The 16,989-nt window shown below is 42.8% G+C and carries 17 protein-coding genes; 9 read left to right on the top strand and 8 right to left on the bottom strand.

Annotated elements, in window-relative coordinates; translation table 11 throughout:
- Positions 1-58: 58 nt before the first annotated feature.
- The gene (locus K08M4_RS20170) at positions 59-991 is read right to left on the bottom strand and encodes a LysR family transcriptional regulator (RefSeq protein WP_086051211.1); all 933 of its coding nucleotides are present in this window, start codon (positions 989-991) and stop codon (positions 59-61) included.
- A gap of 206 nt (positions 992-1,197) precedes the next feature.
- Here K08M4_RS20170 and K08M4_RS20165 point away from each other — a divergent pair, with 206 nt between their 5' ends.
- Positions 1,198-2,223, top strand: coding sequence for a zinc-binding alcohol dehydrogenase family protein (locus K08M4_RS20165; RefSeq protein ID WP_086051210.1), 1,026 nt, complete (start codon positions 1,198-1,200; stop codon positions 2,221-2,223).
- Positions 2,224-2,374: 151 nt separating this feature from the next.
- Here the strand turns inward: K08M4_RS20165 and K08M4_RS20160 are convergent, their stop codons facing one another.
- Both K08M4_RS20160 and K08M4_RS20155 read right to left on the bottom strand, forming a co-directional pair.
- Positions 2,375-2,995, bottom strand: a complete 621-nt coding sequence (locus K08M4_RS20160) for a CIA30 family protein (protein WP_198299336.1) — start codon at positions 2,993-2,995, stop codon at positions 2,375-2,377.
- A gap of 30 nt (positions 2,996-3,025) precedes the next feature.
- Positions 3,026-3,292 carry a DUF3081 domain-containing protein gene (locus K08M4_RS20155; RefSeq protein ID WP_086051208.1) on the bottom strand — a complete coding sequence of 89 codons (267 nt, stop codon included), beginning with the start codon at positions 3,290-3,292 and terminating at the stop codon, positions 3,026-3,028.
- 379 nt (positions 3,293-3,671) lie between these two features.
- Between K08M4_RS20155 and K08M4_RS20150 the strand changes: the two genes are divergently transcribed.
- Entirely contained in the window at positions 3,672-4,088 is a 417-nt protein-coding gene (locus K08M4_RS20150; RefSeq protein WP_009844811.1) for a VOC family protein, read from the top strand.
- A gap of 294 nt (positions 4,089-4,382) precedes the next feature.
- On the opposite strand, the gene K08M4_RS20145 is transcribed toward K08M4_RS20150, so the two are convergent.
- Both K08M4_RS20145 and K08M4_RS20140 read right to left on the bottom strand, forming a co-directional pair.
- Entirely contained in the window at positions 4,383-5,282 is a 900-nt protein-coding gene (locus tag K08M4_RS20145; protein WP_086051207.1) for a DMT family transporter, read from the bottom strand.
- A gap of 42 nt (positions 5,283-5,324) precedes the next feature.
- Positions 5,325-6,335, bottom strand: coding sequence for a LysR family transcriptional regulator (locus K08M4_RS20140; protein ID WP_086051206.1), 1,011 nt, complete (start codon positions 6,333-6,335; stop codon positions 5,325-5,327).
- Between the two features lie 100 nt (positions 6,336-6,435).
- Between K08M4_RS20140 and K08M4_RS20135 the strand changes: the two genes are divergently transcribed.
- The 5 genes from K08M4_RS20135 to K08M4_RS20115 all read left to right on the top strand — a co-directional run bounded on the left by K08M4_RS20135 (position 6,436) and on the right by K08M4_RS20115 (position 12,019).
- Complete coding sequence (locus tag K08M4_RS20135) at positions 6,436-7,788, top strand: MATE family efflux transporter (RefSeq protein WP_086051205.1); 1,353 nt, start codon at positions 6,436-6,438, stop codon at positions 7,786-7,788.
- Positions 7,789-8,044: 256 nt separating this feature from the next.
- Positions 8,045-8,290: a hypothetical protein gene (locus K08M4_RS20130; RefSeq protein ID WP_009844815.1), complete on the top strand. Its 246-nt coding sequence runs from the start codon at positions 8,045-8,047 to the stop codon at positions 8,288-8,290.
- A gap of 381 nt (positions 8,291-8,671) precedes the next feature.
- Positions 8,672-9,676, top strand: coding sequence for a response regulator (locus tag K08M4_RS20125; protein WP_012600962.1), 1,005 nt, complete (start codon positions 8,672-8,674; stop codon positions 9,674-9,676).
- A gap of 1 nt (position 9,677) precedes the next feature.
- The gene (locus K08M4_RS20120; protein WP_009844817.1) at positions 9,678-10,115 is read left to right on the top strand and encodes a PAS domain-containing protein; all 438 of its coding nucleotides are present in this window, start codon (positions 9,678-9,680) and stop codon (positions 10,113-10,115) included.
- Between the two features lie 860 nt (positions 10,116-10,975).
- Complete coding sequence (locus K08M4_RS20115) at positions 10,976-12,019, top strand: GMP reductase (RefSeq protein ID WP_009844818.1); 1,044 nt, start codon at positions 10,976-10,978, stop codon at positions 12,017-12,019.
- Positions 12,020-12,143: 124 nt separating this feature from the next.
- On the opposite strand, the gene K08M4_RS20110 is transcribed toward K08M4_RS20115, so the two are convergent.
- Positions 12,144-13,175 (bottom strand): phage integrase, encoded by a 1,032-nt coding sequence (locus K08M4_RS20110; protein ID WP_086051204.1) that lies wholly within the window; start codon positions 13,173-13,175, stop codon positions 12,144-12,146.
- A 133-nt stretch (positions 13,176-13,308) separates the two neighbouring features.
- On the opposite strand from K08M4_RS20110, the gene K08M4_RS20105 reads away from it, so the two are divergent.
- Positions 13,309-13,689: a hypothetical protein gene (locus tag K08M4_RS20105; RefSeq protein WP_086051203.1), complete on the top strand. Its 381-nt coding sequence runs from the start codon at positions 13,309-13,311 to the stop codon at positions 13,687-13,689.
- A gap of 23 nt (positions 13,690-13,712) precedes the next feature.
- Here K08M4_RS20105 and K08M4_RS20100 read toward each other — a convergent pair whose 3' ends face one another.
- Together K08M4_RS20100 and K08M4_RS20095 are read right to left on the bottom strand one after the other, a co-directional pair.
- A complete protein-coding gene (locus tag K08M4_RS20100) occupies positions 13,713-14,285 on the bottom strand; it encodes a DUF7961 domain-containing protein (RefSeq protein WP_086051202.1) in 573 nt (190 codons plus the stop codon).
- A 3-nt stretch (positions 14,286-14,288) separates the two neighbouring features.
- A complete protein-coding gene (locus K08M4_RS20095) occupies positions 14,289-15,269 on the bottom strand; it encodes a BsuBI/PstI family type II restriction endonuclease (RefSeq protein ID WP_198299335.1) in 981 nt (326 codons plus the stop codon).
- Between the two features lie 135 nt (positions 15,270-15,404).
- On the opposite strand from K08M4_RS20095, the gene K08M4_RS20090 reads away from it, so the two are divergent.
- Positions 15,405-16,931, top strand: a complete 1,527-nt coding sequence (locus K08M4_RS20090; protein WP_086051200.1) for an Eco57I restriction-modification methylase domain-containing protein — start codon at positions 15,405-15,407, stop codon at positions 16,929-16,931.
- Positions 16,932-16,989: the final 58 nt, after the last annotated feature.

The raw sequence follows: 16,989 nt of genomic DNA, 5'->3' as shown, positions 1-16,989 counted from the left end.
AAAGTTCACTAACGCCTTTTTTGTATCTCTGCGTCTTATCTCTAAGCAGCATTAGATCCTATGATGCTTTATTTTCTAGAATACCTTGGTCTCCCAGTTGAGAAAGGATCTCTGCGGTTTTCTTACGGAATAAATCTCTTAATAAGCGAACTGTTGGTGTGATGGATTGACGACTAGGGCAGACTAACCACAGCTCGGTTGGGGTTGGTTTAAATTCAGGCATAACTTTAACCACTTCACCAGAAAGCAAATGTTTCGACATATCTAAACAAGACTTTATCGCCACGCCTTTACCAGCAACACACCAACGTCTAACAAGGTCAGCATCGTTCGATGCACGATTCCCATTCAGCTTCACTTTGTGCTCCTGCTTACCATCCTTAAACACCCATTCGTCTTGCAACATATCATGTAGCTGATAAAGCAAACCATTATGCTGAGCTAAGTCATTCGGGTGTTTTGGTGTTCCCATTTCAGCCAAATATTCAGGAGCCGCACACAATATTCTCGGCACATCGCAGATCTTGAAACCATACATGTTGGCGTCAGTCGGAGAGCCGTAACGTAGCGCCATATCAACAGAATCACGGTAAAAATCGATATTACTGTCGCTAATGCTGGTGCGAAGTGTCGCCTTGGGGTATTCAAGCAGAAATTCATCAAGCCAAGGTGTGATGAGGTTGCGGCCTAGATCCGATGAAAGCGCAATGCGGATTTCTCCATCGATAATACCAAGCTCTTCGCGCATGCTGAGCTTGGCTTGCTCCAATATTTTCAAGGCTTGTTCACACTCAGGTAAATAGCGTTCGCCTGCTGAAGATAGCCTTAAATGGCGAGTGGTTCTTACAAACAGTTCAGCGCCTAGTGCGGCTTCAACTCGTTTGACGGCAGCACTCGCGGTTGCAGTACGCATGTCTAGGTTGGTGGCTGCTGCGGTGATGCTGCGAAACTCCGCCACTTTTAAAATGACCTGTAAGTCTTCAAGAAGCATCTTATCTACCTGTGTTTGATAATGTTCTAAACATTGTATTGAAATCTTTGCTAATCACAAAGCGGGTTAATCCTTATTTACCTCTTCTAAGCTAATTTTATACGCTTAATTATCAAAATATATTTGAAAATCATTCAAATGTTAGACGGTTTATCTAGAGTGAGAATTGACTAAGATTAACTCGTCTAATTCAAGGAGAAAGCACAATGTCAGTACCATCAAAAATGAAAGCTATTGGATTTACTCAGTCATTTGCGATTACAGAGCAAGACAGTTTATTTGAGTTTGAAACGAATCTTCCAGAACTAAAAGAAAATGACTTGCTTGTAAAAGTGAGCGCGACTTCTATCAACCCTGCTGACGCAAAAATTCGTATTCGTAATGCTAAGGATAAAACACTCGAACAACCTAAAGTGCTGGGCTATGACGCAGTCGGTGAAGTTGTCGGTAAAGGTACAGACGTTGAAGGTTTTGAATTAGGTGACCGTGTTTACTACGCTGGTGACGTAACACGTATGGGAGCTAACGCGGAATACCAAGCCGTTGATTACCGTATTGCGGCGAAAGCACCAAAGAGCCTTTCTGATGAAGCTGCTGCTGTGATGCCGCTAACGACACTCACTGCGTGGGAAGCGTTGTTCGATCGCCTACGTGTTCGTCCTGAAGAGAAAAAATCGATTCTGATCATTGGCGGCGCTGGTGGCGTAGGCTCAATCACGATTCAATTGGCGAGCCAACTGACTAACCTGACTGTCATTGCGACGGCTTCAAGACCTGAAACCGAGCAGTGGGTAAGGGATATGGGTGCAGACCATGTGGTGAATCATCGTAACTTGGTTGAGTCTGTGCGCGAGCAAGGCATCCAGCATGTCGATTACATTTTTAATGTTGCGGATACCAAAGTGCACTGGGAGTCGATGGTGGAGCTGATTGCACCACAAGGCATGATCAGTTCGATTGTGGAGTTCGATGGTGGAATTGATCTGTCGGCGCTTCAAGGTAAGTCTGTCGGTTTTGTGTGGGAGCTGATGTTTACACGTTCACTGTTCAACACCGACGATATCCAGAAGCAACAAGACATCTTATTCCAAGCTGCGAACTTGATTGATGCAGGCCGCATTAAATCGACACTAACGACGACGTTGAATGGTTTTAGTGTTGAGACTCTGAAAGATGCGCACCAACGTATTGAAAGCAGTACGTCGATTGGAAAAACAGCCATTAAATATTAATAGTTAATGATTTAGATCTTTGACGGTTTGAAGCATTGATCTTTTGAACGCTTGAATGGAAAGCCCCTGATATCTATCGCGAATCGGTAAGATATCAGGGGCTTTTGTTTGTCTGTGGTTTATTCAGACTTTACCTTATTTCAACAAAGCGTTACTCCGTTTCTTGCGAGGCTTTGAATTGAATCTGAAGTAAGTTTAGCTCGAAGGGCAGAGGCTGTTTGTCTGCAATCAAAAAGCCGATCTGTTTAATGTCTTGAGCTTTAAGCCCCGGAGCTTCGTTGAGTAACCGACCTCTAAACACCGCTTGAAAGTCCTTTAGTCGGAAGATTTTCTTGAGTTCTTCACCTTTAATTGTCTCAAAGTTGTGCTTGTAGTTGGTCCTGTTTCCATCGATCCACGTTGTGAACCTTAATTGGTAAGTACGACCATCACCCACAAACGTCAACTCTACGCTGTCCGTTTCAGAGCTTAGTGTTTTAACAGAGCGATTGATTGAACTGAAGCCACCATTGTTCTCTAACGATAGTTCGCCCTTAAATTGACTCGTCTCTCCATCATGAATAAGACCGCCTGTTGAGATGCCGCCCATCACATTGTCGTTGGTCGCTGTCCAGTTCTTCTGTTCGTTCGCTTGTGTAAAATCAATCATATCTATTCCTGCTACAGATACTTGAGACCATAAAAAAGAAAGGCCGAGTATTAGCCACAAAGAAGCGATTCGTTCACGCAGTAAGTGCGTTTTAAAGTCAGTTTCGTGCATGATTTTCTCCATTAGTTGTTAGGGCGTGTTGACCTTTCGTACTTATGGAGAAGGCTCTGTAGCAAGCATTGCCAGACAATGGTTGATGAAGTCTTCATAGTTCGACGCTTTGTCGTATTCGATTTTTAATGAACCGTGGAACATCAGGGTTACCGTAACGTCTCTGTAGCTTAGCCAACAGGTGTAACCGTCGTAATCGTGCCAAGCAAACATCTCACCTAATTGATATTTATTGTCCAACTGTTCGCCCGTTGAACGAAGGTAATCGAACACTCTGAGAAATTCTTTGATGGTAATTCTGCTGTCCATGTATCACTCCCGCTACGCAGTCGACTAAAAAATACTAAGTGCTTGTATTTTAATTAACTACGGTTTGGTTCTGCATTGCGATCACTGAGGGGAGGCCTGTATACAACATCCATTTCATCGGCTCACTTTATAGGAGGTGTGGTTTGGAGATAACACCTCCCATAAAGTAACGGGTATTAAGTACAAAAAACATAATACGAGGCAGAGAGTTACATTGGATTAGGTCGTCTAAACTTACAGTTTGTATGTAGTCAAAGCAGAACAACTTGGACTCTAAAGACGTTCTCGAAAATAAACGTAAATTAGTTCTTTACCTCAACTTAACTTGAGGTATTAGGATATGCAACGTTGCTTAAGAGAATACTTTAAGGAGAGAAGAATGATCCAACTTGAACATGTAAATTTAGTGGTTAAAGATATCCCAGAGATGCTGACTTTCTATAAAGCAGCTTTCCCTCACTGGTATGTGCGTGATGAAGGGCAAGGCGAATGGTCTGGCAAGCCACGTAACTGGCTACATTTTGGTGATGAATACCAATACATCGCGTTGAGCGATCACGGCGAAGGAGAAAACAGGGATTTGGCTGGGCATTCTGTCGGTCTCGCGCATTTTGCTTATGTAACCAACAATATCGAAAGCGTGATTGAGCGCCTTATTGATGCGGGTTTCCCTATTGCCAAACCTGGGGCTGAAGAACCTTATCGCAAAAACGTTTACTTTGTTGATCCTGCGGGCTTTGAAATCGAATTTGTAGAGTACTTGAGTGATGATCCCAAGCTGCGCAATGCCACGTAATAAAACTCGTTAATCGAGTTGGTGTACTAGAGCAAGATTGTTCGAAATAAAACGTCCAAGAAAGGGTGCTAGGAAGACTTACAAAAAGGGCATTGTGGAATATTCCGCAATGCCCTTTTTAGATCTATTAGCTGATTGGCTAATTGATATTTACTCTGTTAGTCGCTTAGTCGCTTAGTTGCTTAGTTGCTTAGTCGCTTAGTCGCTTAGTTGCTTAGTTGCTTAGTTGCTTAGTTGCTTAGTTACTTAGTTGCTTAGTTGCTTAGTTGCTTAGTTGGTTACTTAGCTACTTAGCTACTTAGCCTTGAATGGCACTAACAACTGTTTGCCAAACACGTTAATGAGTGCGCCCGTGACAATTAGACCACCACCTAGGTAAGTCCAAACTGATGGAATCTCATTGAAGATCCACACGCCTAACAGCGCTGAGAATACGATTTGAACGTATGAGTAAGCTGAAGCTTTACCGGCAGCTTGAGTTTGCATCGCTTTGGTTAAACCGTATTGACCTATCTGAGTGAAAATCCCGACCAGAACCAACATAACGGTTAAGAATAAGCTCGGCCATACAAAGTCGTTCCAGATCAGGGTTGTTGAGATTGGAAGAGCAACCAGCGGGAAATAGAAGATGATCACCGAGCTATCTTCAGTTTGGCTAAGCTTTCTCACAATTACATAAGCAATTGAGCTACCAAACGCGCCCAATAACGCCACCATAATGCTGAACATGGGTAACTCGCTGTTTACGCCACTGTTCATGCTTGGTTGTACCATCACCAACAATCCCGCGAGGCAGAATGCAATGCAGATCATGGTCGACTTTTGCACGCGCTCTTTGAGGAACAACACGCCAAGCAACGCGGTAAACACGGGATGTACGTATTGCAGGATAGTTGCTTCTGCTAATGGCAAGGTGGTGACAGCGTAGTAAACACACATCAACGCCGCAGTACCGACAGCACCACGAACAAACAATAAAGGTTTGTTATTGCCCCAGATCGAAATGCCTTTTCGTTTCACATCGATATAGCTGATGACCAAAGACACCAAAGCCCTTGCTGCAACGATTTCAAATACAGGTATACCGTAGTTGCTGATGTATTTCACACAAGCAGACATCAGTGCGAACCCAAAAGCGGAGAGGATCATGAACCTAACCCCAACAGGGATCATTGAAACAGAGAAAGAAGGCATAAAAATATCAATCGGGTGAGGGAAGGGGAATCATAGCTTAATTTAAGAGAGTCGACCAAAGCCTTTGTCTTGCTCTATTACACCAAACCATTGATATTGCTGTGCGAGTGATTTTAGCAACTCGATCTCTTTTGCTGTCTCTTCCCTCAGCCATTCAATAAGGTCATTGATGATAGGTGTGTGTGTACGCTGGTGCATGAAGTAAGTCCAAGCACTGTGTTGAATCTTTGCATCTTTAGGGCAGTACAAGAAGCCTCGTTGTAGATCCTGCAAAACCAACAGCAAATCCGTCACCGTGACGCCTTCACCTGACAAGCAAGCACTGAGTGCCATATCCAAAGACAAGAAGCTGGTATTTCTAACGGGCTTTTTCGGCGGGAACTCGACATCAGCCAGCCACACTTTCCAGTCGTGATGATCTAAGGTTGGGTGGAGTCTTGGTAAGGTTAAGATCGAATCGAGGTCAGTATCTTTGTTCGTTAAGTTGGTAGAATTACCTAAGCTGGCAGAATTCGTTAAACTAGTCGAACAGACTGGTGCCATAAACTCTTCACGCAAGAAGGTGATGTTAGGTGCCTTGTCATAGCGTTTTTTGAAGCGCGTGTGAAAGATCAACAAGTCGTACTCGCTGCTGTTGATCGATTCGTCTTCCTCAATCACAGGCACAATGACGATTTCATAGTCTTGATAACGCTCGTTTAATTCCCTTACTTTAGAGATCAATACGCGCGTCGCGAAACTCAAAGTCGCTTTGATCACAATACGTTTCTGCTTTGGCTCGCCCCAAGAAGCAATAACCGCTTCGATATTGGCATAGCTTTCACGTAAAGCTACATACAAATCGTGACCTTGTTCTGTTAATTCAATCGCTCGATGCTTACGAATAACCAATGATGCGTTTAACTCATCTTCAAGCTGTTTAATCTGACGGCTGATCGCACTTTGTGTCACATGCAGCTCATCGGCGGCCAGCGTAAAGCTCATCAGCCTTGCAGCAGCTTCGAAGGCTTTTAAGCCATTATGGGATGATGGCAAGCTAGGATATGGGGTCATAATTCGTTCGCATGAGTTTATGGAATGTTAGAGTCGCAAATTTATCAATTGAACGCCAGCCTCATCGATCGTATTTTGGGCGAAATTACCTGAGGCGCTCATGAAAAAAATACTCACTCTTGCATTCCCTTTGATCATTTCACAGCTGATCTCCATGGCGTTAGTCCTTACTGATGTTTGGATGATGTCGCGTATCAGTGTGTCAGCCCTTGCGGCTGGTGGCCTAGGCGCCTCTATCTACTTTTTCATCTTTATTATTGCGAGCAGCACCGTGGGTTGTGTCGCGAACTTGATTGCGATCGCTTACGGTCAGCGAGTGGCTCGCCCTGAGTTTGGTAACACACAAATTAGATTAGCCGTTAAAGGTGCCACCATGTTGGCATTTGTGTTGAGTGTGACCTTAATGGCCAGCTTTTGGTTTGCTCCGTTGGTATTAGAGGCAGCAAAACAGCCCCAAGAAGTGATTACTTTAGCAATGGAATATGTGCATGCCTTGAAATGGGTGATGCTGCCTTCGCTTATTTTGTTGGTACTGCGTGGATTAACCAGTGCCTTCGGTAATGTGCGCTCTATTCTGGTGATGTCTATTATCACGGTAATTCTGAATGTGCCAGTGAGCTACTTCTTAACTTTCCAATTAGACATGGGTTTAACCGGTTTAGGGCTAGGTACGGCTATCGCGGCCTTTATCGTGATGGTTGGATACACGGTTTGGGTATTTAAGCGTGACGAGTTTAAGCAGTTCGCCCCTTGGTTAAACACAGAAGAGTATTCAATCAAATTAATGAGCCCTTTATTGATGATGGGTTTGCCTATTGGGCTCGCTGCATTACTTGAACATGGCTTGATATACGGCGGAACTCTGATGGCGGGGACGATCAGTATTGCTTCTCTAGCACTGCACCAAATCCTACTGCAATGCTTAAGCTTTACTTGGAACTTCAATTTCGGCTTCTCACAAGCTGCGGCGATTTTGGTTGGCCGTGATTTCGGTGCGGGTCACTACGAAGGCATCAAAAGAACCTCGATTCTAAGCTTTATCTTGGTGTCTGTGTTGAGTGTCGCCTTGTCTGCCGTGTTCATCATCTGGCCAGAAATGATCGCGTCTATCTTCAAGTTAGACGATGGTACGGGCGCAATGACTTCGCTATTGGCCTCTGCTATTTGGGTGGTTGCGTTGTGCTTTATTGTAGACGCTTGGCAGTTATTGGCGATTAACCTGTTGAGAGGGATGAAGATTGTCTCAATGCCAACCGTAATGACAGCCATTGGTTACTGGGTATTTGGTTTGCCAGCGGCTTGGTATTTGATGTCTAAGTTTGAATTGGCAGGGATCTGGGGCGGAATCGGTGTTGGTTTAGGTGTGACAGGTATTCTGCTGCTTATCCAGCTGATGCGTGTCATTCAAAAGAACAGTCAGTCTCCGGATCTCTCGACTCATGCTTATTCGTGATCTGCTTGTGATGCTCGCCTTTACCATGGAACCTTGAACGATAAACTTTGTACTGCTGACCGAGAACTATCAATTACCAATTACCAGTTACCAGTTACCAATTACCAGTTTCTAATTACCGACAATGCGCTATCAGCTATCAGCTAAAAGCCCTGAATTGCGTACTTCGTAATTTAGACCTTGGTCTTACAGAAACCGAGCGTAAAGGTGGCTAGAATGATTTAAGTCGCTCACCGTTTTATCAAGGAAAATACAAATGGAAGTTGGATTGTTTTGGGCAGAGAAAGGAATGCTAGTACTTGGCGCTCTGTTTGTTTTGACGAGCATGATGCAGTACGGAAGACGCAGTAGTGATTGGAAAGGCGTGATTACGATGTTTTATAAGCGTATCCCAATGAATATTGCGGAATACAAATGGTACCGTCTGGGCATCGCTTTACTGGTGTTTGCTGTGGTTATTCGTTTCGCATTACTGATTCTATGGCCTACATATCAGTTTTAGCTCCCTTGTACTCACTATGTAAAACGGATAAAACGTCAACCTGATAAACGCGTAGTAGGCGATCAACACGAATAGGCGTTCAAACATCTATGGCTGTTGCGTGAATCGGCAAGTCGAGCCTTAATAGGCTACTTATTAAGGCTGTTATTCTATAAATTATCGCAGTCATTTCATGAAATAGTGCAATTACTTTATAAAAAGGCCTGTTACTATCTCTGTAGCATATTGTTTTTCATAAAGAATAATCAGAGATAATCGAATATCCGCTTTTCCCATCAATCTGACTAATAATCTACATATAAATTCATTCACCCCGTACCTGATACGATAATGATCTGTTACACTCCTCGAAATTAGCTTTAATTTGTCGGTGGTGCATTTATGTCGTTCCCAGTTCTTATATGTGATGATTCTGCATTAGCAAGGAAGCAGATGGCTCGATCATTGCCTAGTTCTCTAAATGCAGATATAACTTTTGCTGTTCATGGGCTTAATGCACTTGAAGAGTTAGCTCAAAACCAGTTTAAACTGATGTTCCTCGACTTGACCATGCCAGAGCTAGATGGCTATGGCACATTGGAAGAGATGCAACGCTTAGGTGATAACACACCTGTTGTCGTTGTTTCCGGTGACATCCAGCCAAAAGCGCAGCAGAGGGTCATGGACCTTGGTGCTAAAGCGTTTTTACAAAAACCGATCGATAAAGAAGCGTTAAAAGGCATTTTACGTGAACTTGTTGAGCCGCCAACGCAGCCTCAGGTGGTTACCCCTACCGCTTTAGATCTCCCAATACTACGCAGACGTGATATCTACATGGAAGTGGCGAACGTAGCAATCGGCCGTGCTGCCGATGCATTGGCGCGCCACTTTGATGTATTTGTCCATTTACCACTACCGAACGTGAATATTTTGGAAGTGAGTGAATTGCACATGGCACTTCGCGACTTAGCAGACAACGACCAAGTGTCGGGTGTTTGCCAAGGCTTTAGCGGAGAAGGCATTGCAGGCGAAGCGTTAGTCTTGTTGAGTGATTCCAGTGTGAGCGATCTTAAAAAGCTCATGAAGGTGCCAACAGAAAGCGAACAGTTAGAAGAGTTAGAGCTGTTGATGGATGTATCTAACATCCTTGTGGGTTCATTCCTGAATGGGTTAGGTGAGCAGTCAGAAGTTCGTTTCTTCCAGAGCTCTCCTGTGTTGCTTGGTCAACACATCTCAATCGATTCCGTTATCGAAAATACCGGCGGCTCATTCAAGAAAACGATGACTTTCGAAGTCAGCTATAACATAGACGGCACTTCAATCCGTTGTGACCTTCTATTCATGTTTGTTGATGAATCTTTGCCACTTCTAGATAATAAATTGGCCTACCTAATGGAGGAGTTTTAATATGTTGAATCTTCCTGCTGAATTTGAACAGTTCCACTGGATGGTGGACATGGTTCAGAACGTCGACATGGGGCTGGTGGTTATTAATCGCGATTTTGAGGTGCAAGTTTGGAATGGCTTCATGACTCACCATAGCGGTAAGCAATCACATGATGCTATCGGTAAGTCGATCTTTGAATTATTCCCTGAAATCCCAGAGGAGTGGTTTAGGCTGAAAACCAAGCCAGTCTATGATTTAGGTTGTCGCAGCTTTATTACATGGCCACAAAGACCTTACTTGTTCAAGTGCCGCAATGTTCGCCCTGTCACTCAACAAGCTGATTTCATGTACCAGAACGTGACGCTAAACCCGATGCGTTCGCCTACTGGACAAATCACGTCATTGTTCTTGTCGATTCAAGATGCGACTGCAGAAGCGTTAAGCGCTCAAAAGAATTAACACCTGTCTTAATTCGATACTCAATAGCTTGTAAAGAACAATTCAAAACATCGAATAAAAATGGCTAAGGTTAATTACCTTAGCCATTTTTTTTTGCTTTTTATTCTTCAAATCTAATCTTTCCCCTAGATTTTCACGTCAATCAATCTTCTTTTTCTATGCGCTTTACTGAATGTTCCAGGTTACATGAACGAAAGGGAAGCCACGAAATGTGCTTTCGGCGCGGCAATGCTACGGGTGAATAGAAAGTGGATTTATAAAGTTTGAGTTTGAAAGCTTCATTTAGTGGAGTGCGAGGGCTGAATTATCAAACCCAAGTGAGTATTGGCCTCTAGATTGAGTCGTTTTCACTCTACTTTTCCAAGTGACGGCAAAACAAAAACGTCACCAAATTGGCCAGTTTGGTCGAAAACAGATAAAAATTGGAAAATAATCGAATTTATTTAAGAAAAAAGACATTTTTTTGTTGGAGAAAAGTGTGATTTTTATGTGATTTCGAGGCACTTTCTTCACATTATTGCTTAATGAGGGTGATATTGAGTGAGATAGGGAGGAAAACGATTGCGCAATAAACCGACAGCGTTTGCGTGAATAGTTCGCTAAGTTATTAATTAATAAGAATTTAGTGGAAAAGTAAAGCTGAGGGGTTTGAAGCAGGTATGGAATCTTTGAGAGGATAGCACAAAAAAAAGTGAAATATCAGACTTGCTGTTACTAAATCACGACCTATAATGCTGAAAACCGGAGCGTCTGCCAACGCTCCGGTTTTTTTGTGTCCGAAGAAAAGTAAACTCGTCTGCCAACGGTTTTACTACGCATTTCGCGAGAGACACATAATTTTATGAATCAAGGAAAACACCATGCGTATCGAACAAGAACTTAAGTTAGGTTTCAAAGATGTACTCTTCCGTCCGAAGCGTTCTACCCTTAAAAGCCGTTCTCAAGTTGAATTAACCCGCGATTTTACATTCAAGCATAGCGGTCGTCAATGGTCTGGTACTCCAGTAATTGCAGCGAACATGGATTCGGTAGCAAGCTTTGAAATGGCAGCTGCTCTAGCAGAGCACGGTGTTATGACTGCAGTACACAAGCACTACACAGTAGAGCAGTGGGCTGAGTTCGCTAAAACAGCAGACAAGAAAACACTGAACAACGTATTTGTATCAACGGGTACATCTGAAGCTGAGTTCGAGAAAGTTAAGAAGATCATGGCTCTTAGCGAAGAGTTTGTATTCATCTGTATCGATATCGCTAACGGCTACTCAGAGCACCTTGTTGAGTTCGTACAGAAAGTACGTGCTGAATTCCCGACTAAAGTTATCTCTGCGGGTAACGTTGTAACAGGTGACATGGTTGAAGAGCTAATCCTAGCTGGCGCAGACATCGTTAAGGTTGGTATCGGCCCTGGTTCTGTTTGTACTACACGTGTTAAAACAGGCGTAGGTTACCCTCAACTTTCTGCAATCATTGAGTGTGGCGACGCAGCACACGGCCTTGGCGGCATGATCATCGGTGACGGTGGCTGTTCATGTGCGGGTGACGTATCTAAAGCGTTCGGCGGCGGTGCTGATTTCGTAATGCTAGGCGGCATGCTAGCTGGTCACTCTGAGTCAGGCGGTGAAGTAGTAGAGCAAGACGGTAAGCAATACATGAAATTTTACGGCATGTCTTCACAGTCGGCGATGGACAAGCACTCAGGTGGTGTTGCTAAGTACCGTGCTGCGGAAGGTAAAACTGTTTTACTTCCATACCGTGGTTCAGTTCACAACACAATTTCTGACATCCTTGGTGGTGTACGTTCAACTTGTACATACGTAGGTGCAGCAAAGCTTAAAGAGCTAACTAAGCGTACGACTTTCATCCGTGTACAAGAGCAAGAGAACAACGTATTCGGTAAAGAGTAACGTTTAAAACGATTGTTTAAATTTTTAAGAACTGAGCCACTTTAGAGTGGCTCTTTTTTTACCTGAAATTTGGCAAGTGGCGACAAAGTGGCGACAGCCGAGCAAAAAATTTTGTGGCGACAGGTTACAGGTTAGAAAGAGGGTTATGGATAATTGCTTCAGAAAGGTGATCAGGTGCGAAGTGGGCATAGCGCATTGTCATGCTGATATCGGCGTGGCCTAGAATATCCCTTAGCACTAAAATATTGCCGCCATTCATCATGAAGTGACTTGCGAACGAATGACGCAAAACATGGGAGGCTTGCCCTGAGGGCAGGGTGATGCCCAGTTTATTCTTCAATATGTAGCAGAAAGGTGTATAGCACTCTTCAAATAGCTTCCCTGAGGTTGGTTTGTATATCTCGTTATAAAGCTCTTCAGAGATGGGTACAGAGCGATTCTTCTTAGTCTTGGTGTTGGTGAAGGTAACTTTATATTTGCTTAACTGAGAGCCTTTCAGCTGAGCTGCTTCATTCCAGCGAGCCCCAGTGGCAAGGCATAGCTTCACTATTCTCTGCATGTCTGTTCGGTTGTGTTTAGACACGTGTTCAAGCAATAAAATAATGTGCTCTTTATGAAGGAAAGACATGGTACGTTCGTGATCTTTAAATGGCTTAACTTCTTCTAAAGGATTCGGTCCTTTCCACTCTCCAATTTCCTTCAACTTAGCAAACATAGCCTTGAAGCGCGCGAGTTCTGAATTTAGCGTTGCGATACTAGGTGCCCCTTTTTGCCAGCGAGCATCAACAAAGCTAATTTGCCCACTCATTCGGTTACTTCTGAATTCAGAGTATGTTTTTGCAACGAAAACAGTCGCTACAGGGTTACCCATCGCGTTAGCCATTCTTAGAAACTTACTATGAATGACACTGCCATTTGCAAGGGTTGCACCATAGTGGGAGTACCAAAGCTCAATAAGTTGAGAAAGCCTGCGATGATCCGGCTTGTCACCCATCCAGGGCTTATCGTCAATCTCTTTCATTGTGTGAAGCTCAAAGGCCTTGGCTTCGCCTTTAGTCGCAAACTTCTTACGAACACGCTTTCCCGCTCGCCCATTTGGGTAACATTCGCAGATCCAAGGTTTGGTAGAGCCATCTTTTAAATTGCGGATAGACATAATAAAGCCTAAAATAACTGTATATAAAAACAGTATAAGTCGAGCTAAAACGGAGAACAATGTTTTATATCGGACAAAAAGCACAGGTTAGAGACCTTTCTCAAAGTGCTAAGAAAGCTAATAGGTTTTTGTTATGTATCAATCAATTCATGTGACTGCTGGCTACAGTCATTTCAAAATCAACAGTGATGGTCCAATTGGGGAAAGTAAGAAGAACCAAGGGGTGATTGATGCGCTATTGAAGCTAGGCAATCGCTTTACGGCTCCATTTGGTGGGTTTATAGAAGCTGAAAATGTAATCGGCTTGAAGTGGGTGAAGCTGGTCGATATTAAGTATCTGTGTACCGATGAGGAAGCCGAAACTATCGAATACGTGATACAAAAAGACCACTATGTAGTGGGGACGTATCAAGACCGGAAGTTGTACATTTTATTGTTTGGTGGGGAGCCTAAGCACCATCAAATTAAAGGCCTAGAGCAAGATGGAAAAAACAACGTCTTTGGATTATTTTGATATTCAAACTTGCTCTAGAGCTCTTATTTAGTAAATTGTTCTAACCATCTATCCGGAGGAATAAGCTTTGTCACATTAATATTATATATTTCGTGGCCTGCTCTGATTGTATAGTTGTTATGTACTTGTGCCCCTTCACCATAATAGATGGCATGTTTCTTAAACTCAGCCTTTGAAATACCACCGATTAAAGTCATTTTTTTTTCATTGTTTTGGTAAGACATGAAAAAATAATGCTCAACATCTTCTTCAATGTGTTGGGCTGTAATTTGAGCTGTGTAGTCGGAGCGAACTGGCACTTTTCGTTTTACTGTCTTTACATCAAGTTTGGAGCTGTCCATCATTATAAAGTCAGCTCGCCCAGCAGCATCTTCTTGAATCCACTCAAATTGCGTTTTAGGTACTTTGCGGTCTTTTAAAAAAGATTTAAAAACAATTTCTCCTAGGTCGCCGACCCAGCGCTCGTCGGTTTCTCGTTCGGCATATATGTTTCCATACATTTTGTCGCGCTCTTGTCGAATTTGGATAGCCAGTCTTTCTGCCCCCTCAGGAACGTCGAGAATTACCCAACCAAATTGGTTAATCTCACTTGGCATACTTCAGCCCTTCGTTGTGTCATGTGGCCCAAGGAAACGATCGCCATTGAAATGGATCATGTGGTCAGGGTTGTCTGCAATCCAAACTTCGGTTTCCCATGCAATATCAGCAGCATTTTTTCTAAATTCCTTTCGGTCGGGGAAAGCGGTTACATAAACACGACCAACTTTACATTCTGAAAGCATATCTTCGAGCTCTTTCCAACGCTTTGGGCTCACCGGGCCATGGCTTGTTACGGCTTCTATAAGAAATAGCCACTGGCGCTTATCATCGTATACGACCACATCAGGAAGCTTCTCATGTGACATTGGAGGTACACCGATAGAGGTCAGGTATTCAGTGTCTAGGTGAAGTAATTTCCCACCTTCTTTTCCACGACTACTTGCGGTATCACCGATATATAAAACTTTGCATCCGGCTCCAACAAAAATAGGGCAGAATTCATGAATTATATCTGCGTGGAGTTGGTTGTGGGCGCCTGGTGATAACTCGATGGTCTTCCCGTCAGGAAGAGATATAGGAATCTTGTGTTTATTGATTTTCTTTTCGTATTGTTCAGTTAGCTTTGGTACTACGGTGTGAAAGTGATCTACGAGAGTTTGCCAGTCGCCTGTTGGCCCTTCCGATAGAATTTGGACAATAGGGGCATTTAGCGAGTAATTATTTTTTGGCGAATTAGTCGCACGAGCAGGGTCATCTCGGTTACGTTCGAGTAGTCCGGCTTGTTCCATTTGATGCAGAGTTTGCCTTCTAATGGTTTCGCGAGTATTTGCTGCATACTCGACTTCATATTCATCTCGAATGAAATCCATTATATTTCGAGTCGTAACTAGCTCTGCTGACGTATCTGTGTAGCTTGAATTGACGCCTAATCCAGCAAGGGCGACTAGAGTTAGGCAGGAACGGTCATTTTGCTGTGCTTCGGGTAATCCTAAACGTGATAGAACGTCTCTTATAAACGTGATCTTGTCATTTTTTTTCATTATTTCCATAGCCTTAACAACGTTATGTAACGCTTTAGTGCGCTTTACTACATCCTATCATTCGTTATGGCTTTATCAAATAGGTGACTTCTGACATACTCTAATCAAGAGAACTACTGTACAAATGAACAATATATGAGCGAAGTATCTATGGCTATACCGAACGACATCAACATGGAAGTAAATGGGATTCGAGAAAGAGCTAATTCTCTTTTGGATGAGAGCCTTCGAGGAAAGTTAGGTCAGTTTATGTCTTCTTCATCTGTATCTAACTTGCTTGCGAGTATGTTCGACGATATGTCTGGTGATATTCGCCTATTAGATGCCGGAGCTGGTGTTGGATCCTTGACCGCCGCTTTTGTAGCTAAAGCCGCTGCCTCTGCTAACTCAATCTCTGCAACAGCCTATGAAATTGATGATGTTATGGCATCACATTTAGGTGAAACTCTTGAGCTATGTGGAGAGTTGTTAAATGAATTTAATGTGGACTGGAGTCCTAATGTCATTCGAGAAGACTTCATCAAACTAGCTGTAGAGGAGCTGACTAAAGTTGAGTTTGCTCCTTCTTTCAATAAAGCGATACTTAATCCTCCATATTTAAAAATTTCAGCCAAAGGTCCAGAACGTGCTGAGATAAAAAAGGTTAAATTTGAAACGGGTAACCTCTATTCAGCTTTTGTTGGATTAGCTGTTAAGTTACTTGAGGATGGAGGAGAGCTTGTTGCTATTACTCCTAGAAGCTTTTGTAACGGGCCATACTTCAATGACTTCAGAAAGCTTATTCTTGATGAATGCTCTTTAAATAAGATACATGTATTTAACAGTCGTAAATCTGCATTTAAAACAGACAAAGTGCTTCAAGAGAACGTGATATTCCACCTTAAGAAAGGTGCACAACAAGTTGAAACGGTACAGGTTGCATCAAGCTCATGTGCTGAAGATCCGAATCCAGAGGTATTTGAAGTTCCGTTTTCTGATGTTGTAAGTCTGAATAACCCAGACCGATTTATTCATATAATCACTAATGAAGAAGAACAAAAAGTTGCACATGCTGCAGGTGGATTACCATGTTCTTTAGAAGATTTGGGTATTCAAGCAAGTACTGGGCGAGTAGTGGATTTTCGAACTCGTGAGAATTTGGTGCAAGATACATGTGATCATTCAGTGCCTTTGATATTCCCACAGCATTTACAAAATGGCGGGGTTCAATGGCCTATCGAAGGTTCTAAGAAGCCTAACTCTTTGCTTAACAATGAAAGCACTGAAAAATTAGTGGTACCTAATGGTACGTATGTGCTTACCAGAAGGTTAACGGCGAAAGAGGAAAAGCGCAGGATCGCAGCTTCTATATATACAGCTGATATTGCAGATGTATCAGTTGTCGGGTTCGAAAATAAGACAAACTACTTTCATTCCAATAATATGCCGTTAGACGAAGGTTTGGCGAAAGGATTATGGATATTTTTAAACAGTACTTTAGTAGACCAATACTTTAGGCAAATGAACGGGCATACTCAAGTAAATGCTACGGATTTACGAACCTTAAGGTATCCAACATACGAACAGTTAGTTGAAATAGCTAACCATTATGATGGTGTTCTTTTAGAACAAACCAAAGTTGATGAATTAGTCGATAAATTTAGAACTGGATATCTAGAATAGTTTTTGTTTATTAATTTTTAAGCCCTGTATATCAGGGCTTTTTATTAAATATAAATAT

Origin of the sequence: Vibrio syngnathi (assembly GCF_002119525.1) — a bacterium.
Classification (GTDB): Bacteria; Pseudomonadota; Gammaproteobacteria; order Enterobacterales; family Vibrionaceae; genus Vibrio; species Vibrio syngnathi.
Note: the sequence above shows the minus strand (reverse complement) of the source record. Positions and strands in the feature narration are given on the sequence as shown.